26 protein-coding genes and 1 pseudogene are annotated in these 21,122 nt (G+C 48.0%); 13 read left to right on the plus strand and 14 right to left on the minus strand.

Annotation, left to right across the window (positions count from 1 at the left end):
• The first annotated feature begins 133 nt into the window (after positions 1-133).
• Positions 134-760, plus strand: coding sequence for a uracil phosphoribosyltransferase (gene upp / locus ACED36_RS19050; RefSeq protein ID WP_016960049.1), 627 nt, complete (start codon positions 134-136; stop codon positions 758-760).
• Positions 761-850: 90 nt separating this feature from the next.
• Here the strand turns inward: upp and ACED36_RS19055 are convergent, their stop codons facing one another.
• Entirely contained in the window at positions 851-2,092 is a 1,242-nt protein-coding gene (locus ACED36_RS19055) for a uracil-xanthine permease family protein (protein WP_026023989.1), read from the minus strand.
• A gap of 210 nt (positions 2,093-2,302) precedes the next feature.
• Between ACED36_RS19055 and ACED36_RS19060 the strand changes: the two genes are divergently transcribed.
• A complete protein-coding gene (locus ACED36_RS19060; protein WP_371733696.1) occupies positions 2,303-3,484 on the plus strand; it encodes a DUF2066 domain-containing protein in 1,182 nt (393 codons plus the stop codon).
• Positions 3,485-3,565: 81 nt separating this feature from the next.
• Here the strand turns inward: ACED36_RS19060 and ACED36_RS19065 are convergent, their stop codons facing one another.
• From ACED36_RS19065 to ACED36_RS19080, 4 genes are read right to left on the minus strand one after another with little or no spacing between them, the layout of a single operon-like run.
• A complete protein-coding gene (locus ACED36_RS19065; RefSeq protein WP_371733697.1) occupies positions 3,566-3,979 on the minus strand; it encodes a DUF2069 domain-containing protein in 414 nt (137 codons plus the stop codon).
• A 16-nt stretch (positions 3,980-3,995) separates the two neighbouring features.
• Positions 3,996-4,577, minus strand: coding sequence for an NAD(P)H:quinone oxidoreductase (gene wrbA / locus ACED36_RS19070; RefSeq protein ID WP_371733698.1), 582 nt, complete (start codon positions 4,575-4,577; stop codon positions 3,996-3,998).
• Positions 4,577-4,927 carry an arsenate reductase (glutaredoxin) gene (gene arsC, locus ACED36_RS19075; protein WP_017006713.1) on the minus strand — a complete coding sequence of 117 codons (351 nt, stop codon included), beginning with the start codon at positions 4,925-4,927 and terminating at the stop codon, positions 4,577-4,579. Before arsC ends, wrbA begins: the two co-directional genes overlap by 1 nt.
• Positions 4,928-4,983: 56 nt before the next feature.
• Positions 4,984-6,441 (minus strand): M48 family metalloprotease, encoded by a 1,458-nt coding sequence (locus ACED36_RS19080; RefSeq protein ID WP_016960055.1) that lies wholly within the window; start codon positions 6,439-6,441, stop codon positions 4,984-4,986.
• Positions 6,442-6,625: 184 nt separating this feature from the next.
• On the opposite strand from ACED36_RS19080, the gene ACED36_RS19085 reads away from it, so the two are divergent.
• The 3 genes from ACED36_RS19085 (at position 6,626) to ACED36_RS19095 (ending at position 9,535) form a co-directional block, all read left to right on the plus strand.
• Entirely contained in the window at positions 6,626-6,847 is a 222-nt protein-coding gene (locus ACED36_RS19085) for a sulfurtransferase TusA family protein (RefSeq protein WP_016960056.1), read from the plus strand.
• 12 nt (positions 6,848-6,859) lie between these two features.
• Positions 6,860-7,942 (plus strand): AI-2E family transporter, encoded by a 1,083-nt coding sequence (locus ACED36_RS19090; RefSeq protein ID WP_016960057.1) that lies wholly within the window; start codon positions 6,860-6,862, stop codon positions 7,940-7,942.
• A 108-nt stretch (positions 7,943-8,050) separates the two neighbouring features.
• A complete protein-coding gene (locus ACED36_RS19095; RefSeq protein ID WP_016960058.1) occupies positions 8,051-9,535 on the plus strand; it encodes an FAD-dependent oxidoreductase in 1,485 nt (494 codons plus the stop codon).
• 89 nt (positions 9,536-9,624) lie between these two features.
• Here ACED36_RS19095 and bcp read toward each other — a convergent pair whose 3' ends face one another.
• Positions 9,625-10,095 (minus strand): thioredoxin-dependent thiol peroxidase, encoded by a 471-nt coding sequence (gene bcp / locus ACED36_RS19100; RefSeq protein ID WP_016960059.1) that lies wholly within the window; start codon positions 10,093-10,095, stop codon positions 9,625-9,627.
• A 358-nt stretch (positions 10,096-10,453) separates the two neighbouring features.
• On the opposite strand from bcp, the gene dapA reads away from it, so the two are divergent.
• Both dapA and bamC read left to right on the plus strand, forming a co-directional pair.
• Complete coding sequence (gene dapA, locus ACED36_RS19105; RefSeq protein WP_016960060.1) at positions 10,454-11,332, plus strand: 4-hydroxy-tetrahydrodipicolinate synthase; 879 nt, start codon at positions 10,454-10,456, stop codon at positions 11,330-11,332.
• 18 nt (positions 11,333-11,350) lie between these two features.
• Complete coding sequence (gene bamC, locus ACED36_RS19110; protein ID WP_016960061.1) at positions 11,351-12,376, plus strand: outer membrane protein assembly factor BamC; 1,026 nt, start codon at positions 11,351-11,353, stop codon at positions 12,374-12,376.
• A 79-nt stretch (positions 12,377-12,455) separates the two neighbouring features.
• Here bamC and ACED36_RS19115 read toward each other — a convergent pair whose 3' ends face one another.
• The 5 genes from ACED36_RS19115 to ACED36_RS19135 all read right to left on the minus strand — a co-directional run bounded on the left by ACED36_RS19115 (position 12,456) and on the right by ACED36_RS19135 (position 16,165).
• Positions 12,456-13,559: a phosphoribosylaminoimidazolesuccinocarboxamide synthase gene (locus tag ACED36_RS19115; protein ID WP_016960062.1), complete on the minus strand. Its 1,104-nt coding sequence runs from the start codon at positions 13,557-13,559 to the stop codon at positions 12,456-12,458.
• Between the two features lie 212 nt (positions 13,560-13,771).
• The gene (locus tag ACED36_RS19120) at positions 13,772-13,984 is read right to left on the minus strand and encodes a DUF2897 family protein (protein ID WP_016960063.1); all 213 of its coding nucleotides are present in this window, start codon (positions 13,982-13,984) and stop codon (positions 13,772-13,774) included.
• Between the two features lies 1 nt (position 13,985).
• The gene (locus ACED36_RS19125; protein ID WP_016960064.1) at positions 13,986-14,657 is read right to left on the minus strand and encodes a M15 family metallopeptidase; all 672 of its coding nucleotides are present in this window, start codon (positions 14,655-14,657) and stop codon (positions 13,986-13,988) included.
• Positions 14,654-15,790: a succinyl-diaminopimelate desuccinylase gene (gene dapE / locus ACED36_RS19130; RefSeq protein ID WP_016960065.1), complete on the minus strand. Its 1,137-nt coding sequence runs from the start codon at positions 15,788-15,790 to the stop codon at positions 14,654-14,656. Before dapE ends, ACED36_RS19125 begins: the two co-directional genes overlap by 4 nt.
• Before the next feature lie 24 nt (positions 15,791-15,814).
• Positions 15,815-16,165 (minus strand): ArsC family reductase, encoded by a 351-nt coding sequence (locus ACED36_RS19135; RefSeq protein WP_016960066.1) that lies wholly within the window; start codon positions 16,163-16,165, stop codon positions 15,815-15,817.
• 197 nt (positions 16,166-16,362) lie between these two features.
• On the opposite strand from ACED36_RS19135, the gene ACED36_RS19140 reads away from it, so the two are divergent.
• Positions 16,363-16,713, plus strand: a complete 351-nt coding sequence (locus tag ACED36_RS19140; RefSeq protein ID WP_016960067.1) for a helix-turn-helix transcriptional regulator — start codon at positions 16,363-16,365, stop codon at positions 16,711-16,713.
• Between the two features lie 200 nt (positions 16,714-16,913).
• Positions 16,914-17,195 (plus strand): helix-turn-helix domain-containing protein, encoded by a 282-nt coding sequence (locus ACED36_RS19145; RefSeq protein WP_016960068.1) that lies wholly within the window; start codon positions 16,914-16,916, stop codon positions 17,193-17,195.
• Positions 17,196-17,232: 37 nt separating this feature from the next.
• Here ACED36_RS19145 and ACED36_RS19150 read toward each other — a convergent pair whose 3' ends face one another.
• The 3 genes from ACED36_RS19150 to ACED36_RS19160 are packed head-to-tail and all read right to left on the minus strand — an operon-like array spanning position 17,233 to position 18,393.
• Complete coding sequence (locus tag ACED36_RS19150; protein WP_016960069.1) at positions 17,233-17,592, minus strand: MmcQ/YjbR family DNA-binding protein; 360 nt, start codon at positions 17,590-17,592, stop codon at positions 17,233-17,235.
• Complete coding sequence (locus ACED36_RS19155) at positions 17,593-18,033, minus strand: DUF1499 domain-containing protein (protein ID WP_016960070.1); 441 nt, start codon at positions 18,031-18,033, stop codon at positions 17,593-17,595.
• A gap of 18 nt (positions 18,034-18,051) precedes the next feature.
• On the minus strand, positions 18,052-18,393 hold the full coding sequence (locus ACED36_RS19160; protein ID WP_016960071.1) for a DUF2956 domain-containing protein: 342 nt from the start codon (positions 18,391-18,393) through the stop codon (positions 18,052-18,054).
• 123 nt (positions 18,394-18,516) lie between these two features.
• On the opposite strand from ACED36_RS19160, the pseudogene ACED36_RS19165 reads away from it, so the two are divergent.
• From ACED36_RS19165 to ACED36_RS19180, 4 genes and pseudogenes are all read left to right on the plus strand, one after another.
• A pseudogene (locus tag ACED36_RS19165) lies at positions 18,517-18,771 on the plus strand (heavy metal-binding domain-containing protein).
• 171 nt (positions 18,772-18,942) lie between these two features.
• The gene (locus ACED36_RS19170; protein WP_017004436.1) at positions 18,943-19,422 is read left to right on the plus strand and encodes a DUF2919 domain-containing protein; all 480 of its coding nucleotides are present in this window, start codon (positions 18,943-18,945) and stop codon (positions 19,420-19,422) included.
• Positions 19,419-19,814 carry a hypothetical protein gene (locus ACED36_RS19175; protein WP_016960074.1) on the plus strand — a complete coding sequence of 132 codons (396 nt, stop codon included), beginning with the start codon at positions 19,419-19,421 and terminating at the stop codon, positions 19,812-19,814. Before ACED36_RS19170 ends, ACED36_RS19175 begins: the two co-directional genes overlap by 4 nt.
• Positions 19,815-19,937: 123 nt before the next feature.
• Entirely contained in the window at positions 19,938-20,837 is a 900-nt protein-coding gene (locus ACED36_RS19180) for a Dyp-type peroxidase (protein ID WP_016960075.1), read from the plus strand.
• Positions 20,838-21,122: the final 285 nt, after the last annotated feature.

Genomic DNA, 21,122 nt, shown 5'->3' on the forward strand with positions numbered 1-21,122 from the left:
CAGCGACATTCTAAAAAGGAAAACGTTTGCGTAAGGCAAATTGCAGCAAAAAACCGCAACTGGTTGTATGTAACTATTCCACCCATTTTTCTTGTGTATAATGCGGGGAATTTGTTTTTTTCAGGAGTCTGTCATGAAAGTCGTTGAGGTTAAGCACCCACTGGTTAAGCATAAAATCGGTTTGATGCGTGAAGGTGATATCAGCACCAAACGTTTCCGTGAATTAGCGACCGAAGTTGGCAGCCTGCTAACGTACGAAGCAACATCAGATTTCGAAACGGAAAAAGTCACTATTGAAGGCTGGAACGGCCCGGTTGAAGTTGACCAGATCAAAGGTAAGAAAGTGACGGTTGTGCCAATCCTGCGTGCAGGTCTGGGCATGATGGACGGCGTATTGGAGCACATTCCAAGTGCACGCATCAGTGTTGTTGGTATTTACCGCGATGAAGAAACGCTAGAGCCTGTGCCTTACTTCCACAAGCTCGCAAGCAACATCGAAGAGCGTATGGCGCTGGTGGTTGACCCAATGTTAGCAACCGGTGGCTCAATGATCGCGACGATCGATCTGCTGAAAGAAAATGGTTGTGACAACATCAAAGTATTGGTTCTGGTTGCGGCACCTGAAGGTCTTGATGCCTTGGAAAAAGCGCACCCAGACGTTGAACTGTACACCGCTGCAATCGATGAAAAGCTGAATGACAAAGGCTATATCGTTCCTGGCTTGGGTGATGCAGGCGACAAGATTTTCGGTACTAAGTAATCGTGCGGTAATCGAAAGCGGAAACGCGATATGTAAAAAAGGCTTCCCGAGGGAAGCCTTTTTTGTGCTTAGTGAAATGCGCTCAGAGGCTTAGTCTTCCATCTGGGCATTATCAACAACGTGGGTTTCACCCATGTCATGCGGCAGAATAAGGTTCAGCAAGATAGCGACGATACCGCAAAGGCTGATGCCTTGTAGGCTGAATTCACCAATACCAAATGCCATGCCACCGATACCAAATACCAGCGTGACCGCCACAATGGTCAGATTACGGGCTTTGTGCAAATCGACCTGATTTTTGATCAAGGTGTTAAGACCGACAGTGGCAATTGAGCCAAACAGCAAGATCATGATGCCGCCCATGACAGGAACTGGAATAGTTTGCAGCACTGCGCCCAATTTACCGACAAATGCCAAGATAATGGCGGTAACTGCTGCCCACGTCATGATGGCTGGGTTGAATGCACGTGTCAGCATGACCGCGCCAGTCACTTCACTGTAGGTAGTATTTGGTGGAGCGCCAAACATGGATGCGGCGATAGTTGCTACACCATCGCCCGCCATGGTGCGGTGCAGGCCTGGTTTTTTCAGGTAGTCTTTACCGGTGACATTCGATATTGCCAGCATGTCACCCACATGTTCAACGGCAGGGGCAATGGCAACAGGGATCATGAACAGAATCGCGTTAATGTTAAATGCAGGCGCGGTAAAGGCAGGCATGGCGAGCCAAGCGGCGTTCAGTACAGGTGAAAAGTCGACCACGCCAAAGAATAATGCTGTCACATAGCCTGAAATAATACCGGCCAAAATAGGCACTAGCCTGAAGAAGCCTTTGGCGAATACAGACATCGCAATGGTCGTTGCCAGTGAAATACCTGAAATCCAAAGCGCGACTGACCCATCAACTAACTGAAATGCGCCGTCACCTGATTTCCCCAGTGCCATATTGACGGCTGCTGGGGCTAAACCAAGGCCAATGACCATGATCACGGGGCCAACCACTACAGGTGGAAGTAGTTTGTGGATAAAGCCAACACCTCTGACTTTAATGATGCCACCCATGATGACATAAACCACCCCAGCTACCATTAGGCCGCCCATGGTGGCAGGAATACCCCAAGTTTGAACGCCAAACATGATAGGTGCGATGAAAGCAAAAGAGGACGCGAGGAAAATGGGGACGGAGCGTTTTGTCACGAGTTGGAAAAGCAGAGTGCCGACACCAGCACCAAACAACGCGACGTTAGGGTCTAGTCCGGTGAGTAGCGGAACCAGTACTAACGCGCCGAAGGCTACAAATAACATTTGTGCTCCGAGTAAGAATTGCATCATGACGCTCCTTCCTGAAATATAAAAATCGGCGGATACTATCATGAAGAGTAAGGGCACTGCAGCATCACTCGTCATCTTGTCGACGAGTTGCACCTATTGTTGCTAACTTTTTGCTCAGTATGCGGTCAATGAATATGTGCGAGGTATTGAGCCCATCGTCGGTGGTTTGGGTATATCACTCAAATTCGGTGTTTTGCCATTGCTGACAGTGTGGCTTCAATTTATGATCAACGTTTAAAAATCGAGTTATCTGGCAAATATATGTTACGGATCTTCTTTTTCGTTTTAGCGTTAGCGTTTGGGCAAACCAGCGCAATGGCCGCGTCTCTATTCAGTACAGAAGTGGTGCTGGATGATAGCGACAGAGCAACGGAGCAAGCGGCAAAACAAAAAGCGTTTGTTGATGTGCTGGTACGCACGTCGGGCGAATCTGCGTTGGGTGACAATGCTGTTATTCAAAAAGCGCTGCCGTCTGTGAATCAATACATTACTCAGTTGGGTTATGGCGAGTCAGAGGGATTACGCACATTGGTGCTGGCATTTGATGATGCCAAAATTCGTACCTTACTGACACAGGCGCAGGCTCCTTACTGGGGCTTACCGCGTCCAGAAGTCTTGTTCTGGTTGGTGGAAGACAATGCGTCGCAGCGTAACGTGGTGTGGGAACAATCGGGCTCTGCGCTTATTGATACCCTAAAAGCGGAAGGTGAGCGCCGTGGTTTACCTGTGCTTATGCCTGTGGGCGACTTTGATGATGTGGTCGCGGTGTCTATTCCAGATCTGTGGGGTGGCTTTGCGGCGCCTATTTCACAAGCCAGTGCGCGTTATAACCCAACTGGCGTAGCTGTGGTGAAAGTGCGCGATAATCGCCTGAGCTGGCAGTTGTTCCCAAATGCTGCAAGCATTGGCAATGATGCGCCGATAGAAGGTCAGGCTGCGGGTGCACCTGCACAGGCTTTTGCAAAAATGATCGACGATATCTCGGATTATTATGCTGATCGTTTGGCGATTAACTTGGGTGTGGCAGATAGCAGTGCCAAAGCGCTGCGAATCTCCGGCTTAAATGATGCTGAAGATTTCTTCGTGGTTGAACGTACCCTCAAAGGGCTTAATTCTGTTGCAGCGCTCCGTTTGGAGTCAATCGAGGAAGGGACGGCAACGTTCCGTATCAGCTTGTTGGCGAATGAAGAGATCTTTCACAATGAGATGATGACAGATCGTCGTTTACGTCGTGTTGAAGTGTTACCTGAGCCGTCAGTGATTCCTGCGCCTACACAGCCTGCAAGTATCGAGTCGGGTGAGATGATCGATGGCGTTGTTGTTCCGTCACTGGTTGTTCCTGATGCTGTTGTGCCAGTAACGCCAGCAATCACTTATCAGTGGATTGGCTAGCGGAGTCGTTAAACTAAGCGAAAAAAAAAGCAGATGATTAGTCATCTGCTTTTTTTATGTCTATTTGATTGCTAGTTACAATTACTTCTCAAATCGCGCCTTTTCCTCGCGTTCAACTTGAGACAGCTTTTTCAGACCCAATCCTAATTCTTGCCCTTTGCGTTTGGCGAAATAGATGTTGCTGACAAATGAAATAGACGTCAGAAGCAACTCCACCAATGCTAGCCAGCGCTCCCCTTGATCGACCCAAAGGATTGTTAATGCGTGGATGAAGTAAAACATCAAAATGAAATTTGCCCACGCATTGGTGTAGGGTTTACCCGTGAGAATCCCTTTCAATGGCAAAAGCAAAGGCAATAGCCACGCAATGGTTACACCATAGGGGTTCACGTGCACATGCGGCGATAACACGCCGTGCCAAAGGGCAACCCAGACAAACAAACCGAGATAGGAAGAAAGTGCAGTCGCCCTGAGGCGAGAGGTAGAAGAGAACAACGGATAACTCCTTTTATCAATGTTGCAGCTTGGTGGCGATATCGGCTAATCGCTTACCTGCTGCCATGGCGAGTGCTTTTTCATCACTGTCGGGTTGACGACGACCTTCGCCCGTCACGTGAGATGGGCCGTAGGGTGAACCACCGCCTGATGTCGTGTGTAAGGCAGGTTCTGAATGCGGGAGACCCACAATGATCATGCCGTGATGCAGCAATGGCAACATCATTGATTGCAGTGTGGTTTCTTGTCCACCGTGAAGCATTGAACCTGAACTGAACACGATGGCAGGTTTGCCAATCAAGGTGCCTGCTAGCCATGCTTTGCTGGTGCTGTCGATAAAGTACTTCAGTGGCGCTGCCATATTGCCAAAACGCACGGGGCTCCCCAGTGCCAACCCATCACAAGCCGTCAGATCATCAAGGGTAACAAACGGGTCATCAGGTTCAGAAAATATCGGGTCTTCACCTGCAGTAGCCAGTTCTGGCACGGTGCGTAGTCTCGCGACAGCGCCCGTTGACTCGATGCCTCGGGCAATGAGACGCGCAAGCTTTTTTGTTCCGCCATGGCGGCTGTAGTAGAGCACCAATATGTCAGTCATTAGAGGATATCAAGCACGCTTTCAGGTGGACGTCCCATTGCGGCTTTGCCATTAGCAACCACGATTGGGCGCTCAATCAGTTTCGGGTTAGCTGACATCGCAACGATTAACTGCTCGTCGGTCACGGAAGCATCGCCTAAATGGAGTTCTTTATAGATATCGTCCTTGGTGCGCATCATTTGGCGTGGAGAGTCAAAACCTAGCTGAGACAGCAGAGTTTTGATGGTTTCAATTGAAGGTGGTGTATCCAAATACGCCACAATCTCAGGTTCAATGCCTCGCTCGGTAAGAAGTGCAAGTGTTTGACGGCTCTTTGAGCAGCGAGAGTTGTGATAAATGGTGACTGACATGAAAGCTCCTTTTTACTGCGTTCGTCGTCGCAATGTTTATTGTTATTATCTTAGTGTTAGCGCTGAAGTGCAGCATATCGCGCTTCTTCAACCCTAAGCTGGTCAATACGTGCATCGTAACGAGCTTGATCAAGACTGCCAAGATCGACGAGCTGGCTAGCTTGTGTGTAATTGTTAATGGCTTTGTGCCAGCGTCCTTGTAACGCGTATAGCTCGCCTTGCGCAGCTAGAGCGCCATGACGTATCCCTTGATTGTCATACGCTTCTTGAAGCAGCGACCAGCCATTGGTGTCATTAGGGTAGCGATGGGTATATTGCATGAGCCCAGACGTGGCTTGTTTATATTTTTCCGCTTTCACCAGCACGTAATCCCGATTTAATAACAAAACAGGATTATTGGGTTGGCTTTCCAATGCGGTGTTAAGGCGTTTCAATGCTTGGTCAAAATGTTTCTGGCTAACATCAAGGTCGGTCATTGCATCGAGGAAAAAGCGGTTGTTTGGCTGCGCTTTATAAAGTGGCGTCAGTAGTGCCCCTGCTTTGTCAAATTGGCGGCTATCGATATAGACCAGCGCCTTGCCGTAATTTAATGATTGCGCTTGTGCGGGTGAGGCTTTCTTCAAATCACGATTAAAACCATCTAACGCCGCGCTTGCATCGATACCGGCATACCTTGCAATAACGCGCGATCGTGCCAGTTGATATTCCGGCGAATAAGGGACCGTTTTTTGCGGATACTGTTGCGCCCGTTCACGAGAATCTGTGATACGCGCGTCAGGCATTGGGTGCGTGAGCAGAAACTGGGGTGGTTTTGACGCAAAGCGATATTGATCAGACAAACGTGTGAAGAATCGCGGCATGGCATTTACGTCGAACCCAGATCGAGAAAGGGTTTCGATACCGACGCGGTCCGCTTCTTTTTCATTGCTTCGCGTGTAATTGATTCGGCTTTGAATGGATGCTGCTGTCGTGGCTTGTGCTGCCGCGATACCCGCTTGCGGTGCCGCGATCGCGAGCATGAGTGATCCAACGAGGGCTGCCATGGTGAGCGGTGTTTGTCTTGCTTGCTCTTCCATCGCGCGAGCAAGGTGGCGTTGGGTTAAGTGTGCGATTTCGTGAGCGACAACCGAGGCTAATTCACTTTCGCTTTGAGCGTGAAGAAACAGACCCGTATGCAAAGCAACATGACCACCAAAGAATGCGAATGCATTAATGTCACGATTGCGAATTAGAATGAATTCAAACGGTGTTTTTACATCATTCGCATTTGCAACTAATGTCGCACCGAGCGATGAAATATACTCCGAAAGAAGAGGGTCGGTAACGATCGGTTGGCTACCACGCAACATACGCATGTAGGCATTACCGTATTCTATCTCTTTCTCGACCGATAAAGTGCCTGCCGCTACGGTGCCAATATCCGGCAGTTCGCTGTAGCTTGTTGCCATAACCGGTGAAGACAGCGAGAGAGATGCGACAAGCAGGCTAGTCGTCATTTTTTTGAACAGCTGCATAACTGACGTGAGTGCCTCCAGCACGCGGAAAGGTAAGAATGCGATATCTTAGAAGTAGACACCAAACCTATTGAGAGGTTCTGTATTGTTTACCCAAATTACCCCAATGTCACTATTACCCAAACTACTTCTCCGCGCCGTTTGAGTATACAATGCGGTCGATAATAGCGATCAGTGAGAAAGAATGGAAATTCAATCCCTTGATTTGCGTGAGCAACGTTGTCCTATGGCGTTGCTTATGGCCAAAAGAGCCTGTGCAACGTTGGGGCAGGGAGAGCAAATAGCGCTATATGTATCGGACAGCGGTGCATTGAAAGACATTCCTCGCTACTTGAACAGTAATGGGTTTGATTTCGAACAGCAGATTGTTCATGGAGTGACGGTGTTTTGCGTCACCAAACTTTAAACGGGAATTTACATGCTAGAAATGCTTAACCGCTGGTACCAAAGACGATTTTCTGACCCCCATGCGGTCAGCCTGATCGCTTTGCTTGTTGTGGGCTTTGTTGTCATTTACTTCTTTGGCAATTTGTTAGCGCCGCTGCTGGTGGCTATTGTATTGGCGTATTTATTGGAATGGCCTGTGTCAAAGATGGTGTCATTTGGCTTGCCTCGTGTTGCCTCTGTCATTCTTGTACTAACAATTTTTGTTGGCTTGATGCTATTGGCCTGTTTCGGTCTGGTGCCTACCATTTGGACGCAGGTGATCAATCTGATTGCCGATATTCCTACCATGTTCAACGATTTACAGAATTACATTTCCCACTTGCCGGAAGCCTACCCAGACGTTATCCAGCCACAGATGGTCAAAGCTTTCATTGATACGTTGCAAAGTCGCGTGCTTGGCTTAGGGGAAACGGCAGTGAAAGGCTCATTGGCATCACTAGTGAGTTTAGCAACGTTGGCGGTATATCTGATTCTGGTGCCATTATTGCTGTTTTTCTTGCTCAAAGACCGAGATCAAATGCTGGCGTCATTCAGCACGGTGCTGCCGCGAAATCGTCGCCTGACCAATCGTGTTGGGACAGAGATGAACGAGCAGATTTCCAATTATATTCGTGGCAAGGTGACAGAAATCATCATTGTTGGCATCGCCAGCTACATTACCTTTTCGCTATTAGATTTGCGTTACGCCGCGTTGCTGAGCGTGGCAACAGGATTGTCAGTGTTGATCCCCTATATCGGTGCTGCAGCGGTTACGCTACCGATTTTCATGGTGGCCTTGTTCCAATGGGGGATCAGCCCCGAACTCGGGTATTTGATGCTTGCCTACGGCATTATTCAAGCCCTTGATGGCAATGTGCTGGTGCCGGTTCTGTTTTCTGAAGCGGTAAACCTGCATCCTGTCGCCATTATTGTGGCTGTTTTGGTGTTCGGTGGTCTTTGGGGGTTCTGGGGGGTGTTTTTTGCGATTCCTCTGGCCACATTGGTTAAGGCTGTATGGAATGCATTGCCATCGAATGATCTTGAAGATGATGCAGTGGAAGAATCTTCCAACTAAAATGATCCGTAATGGTTAGAACAAGGTAATAAGTAGAGACCTTTAAGGGTCTCTTCTTGTTTACGCAGATAAACATTAATAACAATTAAAATGAGAGTTTCGATCTTGATGGGTAATGAGCGTTCAGGGTTGGCGACGACAAAAGCGCCGTTTAAAGTCGGTATTGTCGGAGGCGGCGTTGCAGGTGCGACTGCGGCATTAAAAATGGCAGGGTTGGGCATTGAAACGCTTTTGATTGAAGCGGGAAAGAGCTTGGTCAGTGGTCCGCCGATTTGCCATTTACATGCCGGCGGTAATCTCTATCGTGAGATTTCCGAAGCGCAGTGTATCGCCTTACTGGAGCAATCTATTGCGACAGTACGTGCGTATCCTCACTCTGTGAATCGTCGCCCTACCGTTATTGCTATCCCAACGACAGATGCAGGAGAGCCAGATGCCATTTTGAGCCGTCTTGCACTGCTTACTGAACATTACCGTACGCTTATTGAATGTGACCCAAACAACGCTGTTTTGGGGGAGCCTGACCAATATTTCACGCTCTACGAGAAAGAGGATCTGGTACGTTTGGCGCAGCGCCCACTGCCAGAAACCCCTCAAACGCCTGACGACTGGTTGATCCCTGTGGCGAAGTTTATGCCACATGACAAATTCAAGTTTCCTTTGGTCGTAGTGCAAGAATATGGACTCAGTGTGTTTCGTATGGCTGCGACTGCTGATCTTGGTTTAGCGCAATCGCCCAATTGCCAAGTACACCTCAACCAAAAAGTGACAGGTCTTGATAAGTCGCAAGACAGTTGGACGATTCGAACGCAGGATACTGATGGCAATGCACTGGCTCATCAGGTCGATTTTGTGATTAATGCTTGTGGCTTTCGTACTGGTGTATTGGACGACCTAGTATCGCTTCCGCGCCAGCGCTGGGTGGAATACAAAGCTGCCTATGTGGCGCATTGGCCATCGCAGCCGGGTATGTGGCCAGAGGTCATCGTACACGGCGAACGTGGCACACCGCAGGGTATGGCGCAACTGACACCCTACGCCCAAGGGTTTATTCAATTGCACGGCATGAGCCAAGACATCACGTTGTTTGAAGGTGGTTTGGTGTCGAGCACTGCTGAGTCAGCACAACCGAATTTGCCAGAACATATGGTGGTGAAAGCCGATGGTGGCTGGGAGTGGGGCGACATTCGTCAACGAACAGAACGCGCTATTTCCCATTTCAGTCAATGGTTGCCTGATTTTGAACATGCAGAAGTGGGTGGTAAACCACTTTGTGGCGCTCAGCAGATACCGGGTAACGACCCTAGTTTGCGCGCCGCAGATGCAACATTTGAGGGTGAGCGTTACGCGCGGGTCGAGCTAGTCAAAGCCTCGTCGGCGCTTCAGGCTGCAGACCGTATTATTGCTCATTGTGAAGCTAAGGGCTGGGTTTCATTGCCCGTCGGTTGGCAAACACCGTCTTTGATACTCACAGCCTCGCTGCAACAAGATGCGATTGTAGAGAAAGCTAAATTGATTGCGCGAAATCGCGAGTTTCCTGATGCACTAGCGCTTCCTTTTCCTGCTGAGCAATCAATTTTTCAGCGGTCATGAGAGAGTAAGCGACAAGCTATGATAGAAAAGAGAAAGCCGACAATCGTCGGCTTTCTCTTTTCTATCAGTTGGTAACACCGCGTTTGGTGTTATTCGCCTTTGAGATAACCAATGACGACGTCGTGGTGATCTTTGGTTTTGAATTTGTTGAACACGTGCTCAACGTTACCGTCTTCACCAATCAAGAAACTCAGGCGATGGATGCCATCATATTCACGACCCATGAATTTTTTCGGTCCCCAAACACCAAAGGTATCGGCCACCGCGTGGTCTTCATCACTCAGCAGCGTAAAGTTAAGCGCTTTCTTCTCTTCAAAGCCTTTCAGTTTTTTTACTGGATCAGGGCTAATACCTAAAACAACCGTGTTTAACGCCTCTAACTCACTTTTGCTGTCACGCAGTGAACAGGCCTGAGTGGTGCAACCTGGCGTCATCGCTTTTGGATAGAAATATACCAGCACCTTATTTTTGCCTTTGAACTGGCTTAGCGAAACGGTGTTTCCATTTTGGTCTTGCAGCGAAAAATCCGGTGCAGCTACACCCGCGGTTAACGTTTGCATGTGTCTTCCTTTTTCATTTTTATCATTCGTGGCTCATTGATCGACAATGCCAGTCAATGCCTGATCGTTACGATGCATTTTGGCATGGAAACGCGATGTTTTTTGACCCAATCTCTCATGGTGCAGCAATAGCATTGAGGCAAGAAATTCGTGTTTTCTGCTTCAACTGCACCGAAAATGCGACTATAAGAAAAAACGCATTTAGTCATTTAGAGAAAAGGTATACGTTTCAATGAACAATATCGTTCATTTTCACGGTGATCAACCGCGCAAACACAAGGAATAGGCCTACTCTATACGCTTGTTTTTGCCCTGCGCCAAAAGTACCATGGTCGAAAACGCATTTTTGGAGAAGGAAATGTTTTCAGGAAGTATCGTGGCACTTGCCACGCCGATGGATAGCTCTGGTGAGATTGATTACGCCAGTTTAAAAAATCTCGTTGATTTTCACGTTGATGCTGGAACTGACGCCATTGTTTCTGTGGGAACAACGGGTGAGTCTGCAACTGTCACCGTCGAAGAGCACATCAAGATTGTTCTGAAAACACTGGAGTTTGCAGATGGCCGTATTCCTGTCATTGCAGGGACAGGTGCAAATGCAACGCATGAAGCCATTACTTTTAGCAAAATGTTCGCAGGCTCAGGCATTGCGGGTTGCTTGAGCGTGGTGCCTTATTACAACAAACCTTCACAAGAAGGTTTGTATCAGCATTTTAAAGCCATCTCTGAGTCTAGCGAACTGCCACAGATTCTTTATAACGTGCCAGGTCGTACCGTCGCAGACATGCTGCCTGAAACCGTGGGTCGTCTTTCTGAGTTCAAGAACATCATTGGCATCAAAGATGCGACCGGTGATCTCGATCGTGTGCGTCAACACCGTGAACTTTGTCGTGAAGATTTTCTCTTATTAAGTGGTGATGACTTCACTGGCCTTGATTTCGTCGCAGCGGGCGGTCATGGCGTGATTTCTGTTACGAACAATATTGCTGCCGCGCAAATGGCGAAAATGATGAAGCTAGCGCTGGCAGGTGAAATGGATGAAGCCCGTTCAATCAATGAAAAGCTGATGCCGCTGCACAACGATCTTTTCGTAGAAGCGAACCCAATCCCTGTAAAATGGGCATTGCATGAAATGGGCTTGATTGCTGATGGTACGCTGCGTTTGCCTCTCACTGTTTTGAATGCTGACTTACAGCCTCGAGTGAAACAGGCATTGCTTGATGCAGGCATACTGTAACGCTTCTTTGGAGATTTAATGAAACCTGTTTTTAAACTCGGCTTGAGTGTAGTACTGGTCGCCTCATTGGCGGCTTGTTCAAGTGCCGATAAACGACGCCAAGCGTCGGATGATTTCGAGTATCTCGATACATCTGCATTGTCTCAGTGGGAAACATTGCCAGATCAGCAACCAGAGTTTTCTGGCGCTTATCGTATTCCAGAGCGTGAATTCGATGGCCCAATTGGGCGTGATATTGATATTCGACCACCTCAGCAAATTCTAGAGTTGATCCCTGGCGCACGTTACGAACAAGATGCTGAAGGTGTCACCGTTTGGATGCCGCGCGCTGAGCAAGCACAGCGCTTGTGGCAAACGATTGAAGAAATGGCTTCGTTAACCCAAATTCCGGTTCGCTCTGCATCTGCGGACAGCATCGAAACCGATTGGATTGTGTGGACCATTGAAGATGATGAGGAAGTGATCGAAAGTCGCTATATCCTCACGCCAATTGAAGAGCGTGCTCGTTACGGTTTCCGCATCGAAATGGTGGAATGGAAACGGAACGGCGAAGCGGAGAATCTGCGTTTGGCTTCCCGCGAGCGTTACAACGTTCAAATGACTAACTTGATCACTGCGCGTTATGACAACGACTTGCGTGAAGAAGCCCGTTTGAAAGCACAGGAGCTGGTGAAGAATATTCCGATCAGCTTAGGTAAAGACCGCAGTGGTCTGCCTGTTATCATCGCACGTGCTCCATACGATGTGTTCTGGGAGCGTTTGCCGAATATTCTCAATGAACTTGGCTTTACCATTGAAGATCGTAACCGATCTCAGGGTACCTTGAATGTGGCGCTTAAAGATCAGGATGATGAGTTCTGGCAAGATTTGGGTGTTCAACCGCTTCAGTTAGAGCGTAAGAATTACAGTATTCTGCTCGGTGATTTGGGCAACCGTACGTCAATTAATGTGACAGACAGTGCAGGTAAACCTGTGCCAGAAGAGCAACTGGCAAGCCTTAACCCGGCACTGGTTGCAGCTGTTGAGCGTTTGAATCGTAACTAGTTTGCTTACTGATTACTGATATGAAAAGAGAGGACGCCTTGGCGTCCTCTCTTTTTTTGTTAGGTCACTCGGCGTAAGTTCAATCAACCAAACCGTAATCCGCTTTCAAGATAGCAACAATTTCTTGCTTAGGATTTTCACTTAAATGGATCGGATGACCGACGATTTTCTCAGCAATACCAATATAGGTGCGAGAAATATCCATCAAGGCTTCTTCAGGCAAGATGTTGTCGCGAGCCAATGCTTCACGCTCAGGCATACGGTTTTTATTCAACAGAATGTCTGGGTCAGGGAAGTACTTGAGCAAGAACTGTCGAAACCCTTCTTTTGAGTTTTCAACAATCTTGCCAGCGTTGTATTCTGCCGTGTCCCAGATGCGTGATGAATCAGGCGTGCCTACTTCGTCCATATAGATCAGCTTCTCCTGACCTGTAGCATCGGTGACGTAACCAAATTCAAACTTGGTATCGACAAACGTTTGCCCCACTTCTTCCAGCGCCTTGCTGATCACGCCAAAGCCTTCTTTCAGCAACGTCTCATAGCGGGCTATATCATCCACGGATGAGAAATTAAACGCGGCGATATTGTTTTCAATGTTTTTGCGGGTGATATTCACGTCATCGGCCTCTGGCACGCCCGGAATCCCTTTTAGAATTCCTTTGGTCGATGGCGTGATCAAAAGCTCAGGCAGTTTCTTGTCTCTTGCCAAGCCTTCTGGCAATGCGATACCGCAAAATTCACGTTCGCCTTTTTCATACGCACGCCACATAGAGCCCGTGATGTATTGACGGCAAATGGCTTCCACTTTAATGGGTTTGGCTTTTTGCACGATCCAGACAAAAGGATGGGGAATATCGAGAATATGGCTGTCTGCTAAACCATTTTCTTTAAACAGCTTGAACCAATGATTGGAAATCGCATTGAGTGCTGCGCCTTTGCCTGGCACGCCTTTTAAACCACCTTCACCTTGCCAAATGCAATCGAATGCTGAGATACGGTCGCTGATCACCATGATCGCGAGCGGCGCATCAGGGGCGACATCGTAGCCTTTCTCTTTGATAAGACGCTGACTGTCTTCTTCAGTCAGCCAGTAAACTGAACGTACTTTTCCGCTGTGAACAGGCTGGTGGGTACGAATGGGAAGATCGTCGTTAACGGCGAGAACTTGATCCGCAAGGCTCATTGAGACATTCCTATCTAGGGTTATACGGCAAAACACAAAGTGATGAGAGAGCTCACATCACCCATTTGTTGGCATCATACCAGAACTCTTTTGTGCTGTTAGTGAAAAAGCAAACGTTTGCCTAAAAAATCCATGTGCGGAATGTACGTAGAGTGGGGATGAACAAATGAGAGTGAAAAGGCGACCTTAGGTCGCCTCATTGAACGTGATCATCAGGGTGAAGACTTGTTATCACGATCATGGTTATCGTCGTCAGTTGGAGCGCTTTTCTTTTGCTGTTCTTTGCCAACCATGACGTCTTTTATCTTGTCTTTCTGTCGCATACCAAATTTGGATTTTGCGGTGTACTTTAACGCCATGATATTGCTGACCACCACCGCGACCACGATAAAAATGATGAAGTAGGGGTTAGTGAGAATGTCCATGTCAGGCCTCGCACACATTGGCAATGTACTTTGAATATATCCCTTTGAGTGACAAAAGGATAGCGTCACGCCCACCGATGTCAGACGTTGCGATAATGTCCCGTAAAACCTCTTCCGTTAACGAGTCGAGCAATCCAGAGGTGACGACCTGATGGCTGATATGCCATGGCTCAAAGGCAACGCCGCCTCTGTCTTCACGATAGGGAAAGAAAAAGCCAAAGCTGGCTAGGTTTGCTTCCAGCCATGCAAAAAAAGGAGCTTGATGACCGGATAGATACTCCCAAGGTTCAAGCTGAATGCTCACGCCTTCTGGTAGCAAGTTTGCCGCATAGATATCCATGTCTGTGCCCCAATGATGACGGCTAGCACCGGGTAGCGCAGACCAGCGTAAAATGGCCTGCACTTTTTCATCATCGGTCAGCGTGCTTGGTTCAAGAGTATTACCGTTATCATCCAAGATCGGGCGATCACCTGAAAATTTGCTGTTCCAAATCAGTTTCTGACGATCAAAATCGCGAAAGCTGCTGGCAATGACAAGTTCAAAGCCGGCGGCTTTTGCGCTTTCTTGTAGGCGAACAAAATCATCCACAATGTCGCGGTGCAGCAAGCGATCATCCAGCTCTACCAGATGATCGCGTGTTTGGCCTGTCAGAGACGAAATGGTCCAACTCATTTGGCGAAAAGTTTCTCCAGCACTTTTTGGTACATATCGGTCAGCTTCTCAAGATCCGCCACTTTTACGCACTCGTTCACTTTGTGAATGGTGGCATTGACGGGGCCAAGTTCAATCACTTGTGTGCCCATTTGTGCAATAAATCGACCATCAGATGTGCCGCCAGTGGTCAAAAGCTGGGGTTTTTGATGGTTAACTTCATCAACCGCATCGACAACTGCAACAAGCAAAGAGCCCGTGTCTGTCAAAAAGGGATGACCGCTAAAGGTCCAAGCTAGATCGTAGTCTAAGCCGTGCGCATCCAACACGGAATGAACACGCGCTTTGATATCATCAGCGGTTAATTCTGTGCTGAACCTCAGGTTAAACTGCACCTTGAAGTCACCTGGGATCACATTGCTTGCGCCAGTACCTGATGACAGGTTTGGGATCTGAAAACTGGTGGGCGGAAAGTATTCATTGCCTTCGTCCCACTGAATAGCCGCAAGCTCTGTGAGTGCAGGTAGTGCCTGATGGATAGGGTTTCGTGCCAGCTGCGGGTAAGCAACGTGGCCCTGAATCCCTTTAATGGTGACATCGCCTGTAATAGAGCCACGACGGCCATTTTTTACCACATCACCAACGGCGTGTGTGCTTGATGGCTCACCCACTATGCACATGTCGATAATTTCATTGCGCGCCATTAATGTATCAACCACGCGGGTGGTGCCGTTGATAAACGGGCCTTCTTCATCTGACGTGATCAGAAAAGCAATCGAGCCAGTGTGATCAGGGTTATCAGCAATAAAACGCTCCACAGCAACGACCATGGCGGCCAGTGAGCCTTTCATGTCCGCTGCGCCGCGACCATGTAGGTAGCCATCAATCAAAGTCGGTTCAAAAGGAGGCGTGTGCCATTGCTCTAAAGGACCCGCGGGTACGACATCTGTGTGGCCTGCAAACGCAAACAGCGGCGATGCGGTGCCACGGCGTGCCCATAGGTTGGTGGTGTCTTCAAACACGAGGCGTTCAATGGTGAAACCGAGTGCTTCAAGACGCTGAATCATCAGCTCCTGACAACCTTCATCGATGGGGGTAACGGAGGGGCGGCCGATTAAATCCTTGGCCAAAGACAATACAGCGCTGTCTGTCATGAGTAGAAGTGTCCTTACTTTCGATTATTCGCTAAAAATGGTGGTGTATTCGTCGGGCTTAAAGCCAAGGTAGTAATTGCCATTGTGCGCCAGAAGTGGGCGTTTGATCATCGCAGGATGCACCAACATCAGTGCAACGGCATTGGTCTCGTCGAGGTTGCTTTTCTGCTCTTCAGACAAGGCACGGAAAGTGGTGCCACGTTTGTTCAACATCGCTTCCCAACCTAGCACTTCGACAAACTGTTTCAGCATGTCTTGGTCGATGCCATCTTTACGGTAGTCGTGAAAGGTGAAAGCTTTATCTTCCGCCTCGAGCCACTTCAACGCTTTCTTGATGGTGTCACAATTTTTTATCCCGTAAACCATGGTGGTCATTGACGGCTTCCTCTTACTTGTCGTCTTTTGCCGTAGATTGACATTCCAACGTTTTGAAAGCAAGGCACTCTCAGTTATCGATTCAGAAACAATCCTTTCGTTAAAACAGCAATATCGAAAGTGCTACATTAGGTTTGACTAATATAGTTAACTTTAGTTAAATCTAATGTAGTGACGTTTTGAGTGAGAAAGAAAATATGGCGCAAGAATTTTTAGATGAAGCAACGGAAGCGGCAAAAGTGCTGCGTATTTTATCGCATCCTGAACGGCTGATGGTGCTTTGCCAATTGCGCGAAGGGGAGCGTAATGTTTCCCACTTATTGCAAAACAGTGCATTGAGCCAGTCAGCATTCTCTCAGCACCTAACCGTGTTACGCCAAGCGGGACTCGTGGCGACGCGTAAATCTTCTCAGTCAGTTTTCTACCGCATTGATGACCCAAGAGTAGAGAACCTGATCAATGCCATTCAAGGCGCTTGGTGCGGAGAGCAGGGATCGGTCACTCAAGGTGGTATGAGCACTCAGGGAGTACAAACGATAGTGGTGTAATTTTGTGAGTCGATAACTATTGGTGGTTTGCCCCTTTGCGGGTGGCAGTTTCTGTTTTCTGTTGAGCGGAACGAAGGAGAACGGGTCGGAGTTCTCTAAGTGACGAGTGCGTCCCCGTGAATGCGCATTCATATTGATCAAGCGCAATACGTCAAATGCTATTCATTGAATAATGGGGAAAGTCATATTAGGAGGTCTCAATGGAACTGAATCCGGTTTTTGCAAGAAGACTGTATCTCGCTTTCTTGGTAGAAGAAATGGAACGCCCGAACGTTCCGCGTTTGATAGAAGCGACCGGTTGGCCGCGTCGTACCATTCAAGACGTGATTAAGTCGTTAGCTGGTTTAGGTATCGAGTTGGCATTTATTCAAGACGGACGTCGTCATAACGATGGCTACTATCGTCTGACTGATTGGGGTCCCTTCAAGCGCGAATGGGTAGAAAACCGTAAAAGAGATATTGTTGGCACCCTCGCAGGCTAAAAGAGAAACGCAGTGAACAGACTGCGTTTTTTATGTTTTAACCGTGATGGCTGTCGTTTTGCCGTAACGCCTTTTGAACGTATTTTGGTAATTTATCAACCACCAAATCCCACGATCGGGTAATGATACTCTCTATCTCCGCATTGGGCAGAGTGCACTCAAGGCCAAACTCAATCCACCCGACTCTCGCTAAATGCGGTGCTGGACGACATCCCGGAATTTCGGCCATCATCAAAAATAAGTCGTCAGGGACTTTGCACGCCATTTTGTTGCCATCATAAAAGATGCATACCATTTTGGTTTGATGCACGCTGTAAACATCGACGCCGCCCCATTTCACGTCATGGCGGACTCCGACCAACGCCTCACAATGGCGACGCAGCGCGATCACGTTCATTTATTGGATGAATCCTTTTTCTTGCAACAAGGTACGAAGCGCTTCCACGCGTTTGCGGTTAACGCCAAAATCGGAATAACCCACACGAGATTCTGAGCGAACGATCAGGTTTTCACCGTCAATTCTTAATTCAACATCATCGACGAATCGCATGATACTGCTGACAAATTCAATACGCGCATAACCCGGTTCTTGGGTACCGACTCGTGCGCCAGGCAAAGTCAGAACTGCGTCGACCAGGCGTGGCATTGATACCTCATCTGAGACCAGAACAAACGGAGCGACAGCATATTCTTCACGGGGATCGATACTTGATACGCAATTTGGCTTGTCGCCACATGGCGTTCTTGATTTGTCATTCACTGTTCCATCTCCTTGTGCGCACCCTTGCATGACCAGCAACGCAGCGCCACTTAATAATGCGATAAGTGATTTGTTCATTGTTTACTCCCAGTTTTTCTATTGCACCATCAATAGGTAGGCAGCAAACCCCACCCAACTTAACACCAGTAACACCCATGGTAGACTATTACGGCCTGACGTAGACTCAGGCGTTGATGACTCTGTCACATCGAGGTCACCCTGGCTGGTATGATGTTCTTTGTGTCGCAGTTGTTTTTTCCTGTCTTTGTCGCGTTCACGGGCTTTTACTTTTTGCTGCTTCTTATAAAGCGCGATACCTTTCTCGATGCCTTGTGCAACCCGCTTAGTTTGTTCTTTTGTTTGATTCGATTTCTGGGTGGCTTTGGCGATTTGCATCGCTTCGTTTTGGGTTTCAGGCGAAGGTGTTGGGTTTGTCATGGTTTATCATTCTTTCGCGATCAGTGCGTTTGGTGCAATTATACCGTTGATAAGGAATTGTCACGAAACCTAAAAGCGGTAAATGTGTCAAAGTTCCCGTAATCCAAATAGGGAGAATAGAAAATGATCATAACCACGACACCGGCAGTACAAGGACGAGACATTACCCACTATCATGGCGTTGTTGTTGGCCGTTCTGCCGCGTATGAGCGCGAGTCAGCAAAAGCGCGGGAAATTGCGTTTGAAGAATGACGGGAGCGATCAGTGGAAGCTGGCGGGAATGCCGTTGTCGGTATCGATCTCGATTGTGAAGTAGTAGGGCCAAACGGTGGCATGTTGATGGTAAGCGTGAGCGGAACGGCGGTAACATTGGGGTAGCGCATGGTGAGGATAAGTGTGAACTCACTAGAATCTCGTTGCGAAATTTACTGAGCTACTCCGCAATTATTCGTGCTTGGGCTTTGCGCCGGCATCGAATACTGAGACATTTCGGCTATGGGTTGTGAACAATGTTTTATTACTCTCAGCCCCTGACAATGATAGATATAGATGAATACGCACTTGTACCAATCACCTGATTATTTCGATAAGCACGGCAATGCAAAGCCAAACCTCCTTTTCTGGTTGAGCTGCGTCTTTTTAGCAAGAGCTTGGCTGGTGTTTGTGATTGCAGGTGTAAGCAGAGAGCAGGGACAAGATCTCCTTGCCTTGTTCTACCCAAGCCACGATGCCCTTTATATAGGCTTAGGTGTTGGATTTCCCGCAGTGGTGTTGATGCTGCTAGCTGGCAACCTTCACCGCTATCCGGCGTTTTTTGATCGGATATGGTTTTGGGGTAAAGCCTTTTTAATCACGGCGTTTTTTGCTGACTTGATACTGCAAATCAAGCACTTGATGATGTTGCATTGGCGTTTCCATTGGAGCAGTGCCGTGACCTTACTGATTGCGCTTTGGCTGGTTATTTACCTTTTTAAAAGTCGCCGCACTCAGTTTTTATTCAAAGCGCCAATCTTAAGAGAAGAAAAATGAACGAGTGGAAGAAAGGACTTGTCCTGTTTAGCGCCATGCTGAGTCCATTGGCGATGGCGGATTGGCAAGTTGATGTGAATTTTGAAATGGATCGCGCAGGCAAACAGCACCGCGCCCAGACCTCGGTGTCACTCATTCCCGGTGAAGAGACAGTTATATTTGATAACGACACCTCGGGCCGATCTCTTGTCGGCACCGCTCAATTGTTAGAGGTAACGGCAGATGAAGTGAAGATATCATTGGTCGTTCAAGAGCAATGTCCAGATGGCGAATGGCGAACCATTATGGCACCGACCATATGTGCAGGGCTAAATACACCGGCATCGGTCAATTTAATTAACGAATTTTTGGACGAATCTGCATCACTTCAGGTGGAAATTACGTCGGTTTAATCATCTCTTGGATATCTTTACAGATCTGAGACAAAGTCTGAGTACAATGTTGGCAGTATGCTTAGACTTTTCTTTCTATCAGACATAACAAGCTGATCGATCTGTATTTATCTGGAGGTAACAATGGCGGTTTCACAGCCAGCAATCGTGGCCGATGCTGGGCCGTTTGCAATTTACACTGTGTTGAAAGTCACAGGCTCAACATCAGCGGTACTGAACAAATGTCGCGTAATCCACTCGCTGGTTGACGAGATTAACGCGAACCAACCCGGTGCTAACCTGAAAGCGGCACTGTCGTTTTCAGCGGCTTTTTGCCAAGAAAATGGCATTGTTACTCCTGAAGACTTCGTTGATTTTCGCGCTCTAGGTCAGGGTGATACTCAAGCGCCTGCTACCGATTGCGATATCCTGCTGCACGCGCACTCTACCCGTCACGATTTGAATTTCTTCCTACTGCGTAAGTTTCTTTCTGACATCTCGTCTGACGTGAGCGTTGTGGACGAAACCTACGGCTATCGTTACCTCGATTCGCGCGACATGACTGGGTTCATAGATGGCACTGAAAACCCTGACGGTGATGACGCACGTCGTGATGTGGCGATTATTGCTGACGGCGACTGTGCTGGTGGCAGTGTGGTGATGATGCAACGTTATGTGCATGATTTGAATGCATGGGAGCCAATGTCTGTAGCTAAGCAAGAGAAAATCATTGGCCGCACCAAACCCGATTCGATTGAGCTGGAAGATGTGCCTGCAACATCACACGTTGGCCGTGTTGATATTAAAGAAGATGGCAAAGGGCTAAAAATGGTGCGACACAGCCTGCCTTATGGCTCAGTGTCGGGCGATCATGGTTTGCTCTTTTTGGCGTATTGCCATACTCAGCATGTCCACAAGACGATGCTAGAAAGCATGTTCGGTGAGCGCGATGGAAAAACAGACATGATGCTGCGTTTTACCACTGCAGTGACAGGGGCTTACTTTTATGCGCCTTCAATGGCTGAGATGGGTAATATCATTTAGTTCAATGATTTAATCAGCACTTGTCACATGAGTGAATTGTAAAGCACCGCAAGTCGGTGCTTTTTAGTTTGTCAGAATGTGATGAGAGTAATGCTCTGTAATTACTAATTTTTGACCCAGATTTCGGTTTTGAAATTTGGCTTTCTTCTTCTATCCAAACTCGCTCGACGGCACGGTTTTTCTGTGTTTTTCTCTCCGACAGATGATACACATTGACGGAGTCGCTGAATGCGCGTGTTATCCAATAACGCTAGCAATACCAATCAAAAAGAACCCTACGCACTC

Origin of the sequence: Enterovibrio sp. FF113, from assembly GCF_041439165.1 — a bacterium.
GTDB lineage: Bacteria > Pseudomonadota > Gammaproteobacteria > Enterobacterales > Vibrionaceae > Enterovibrio > Enterovibrio norvegicus_A.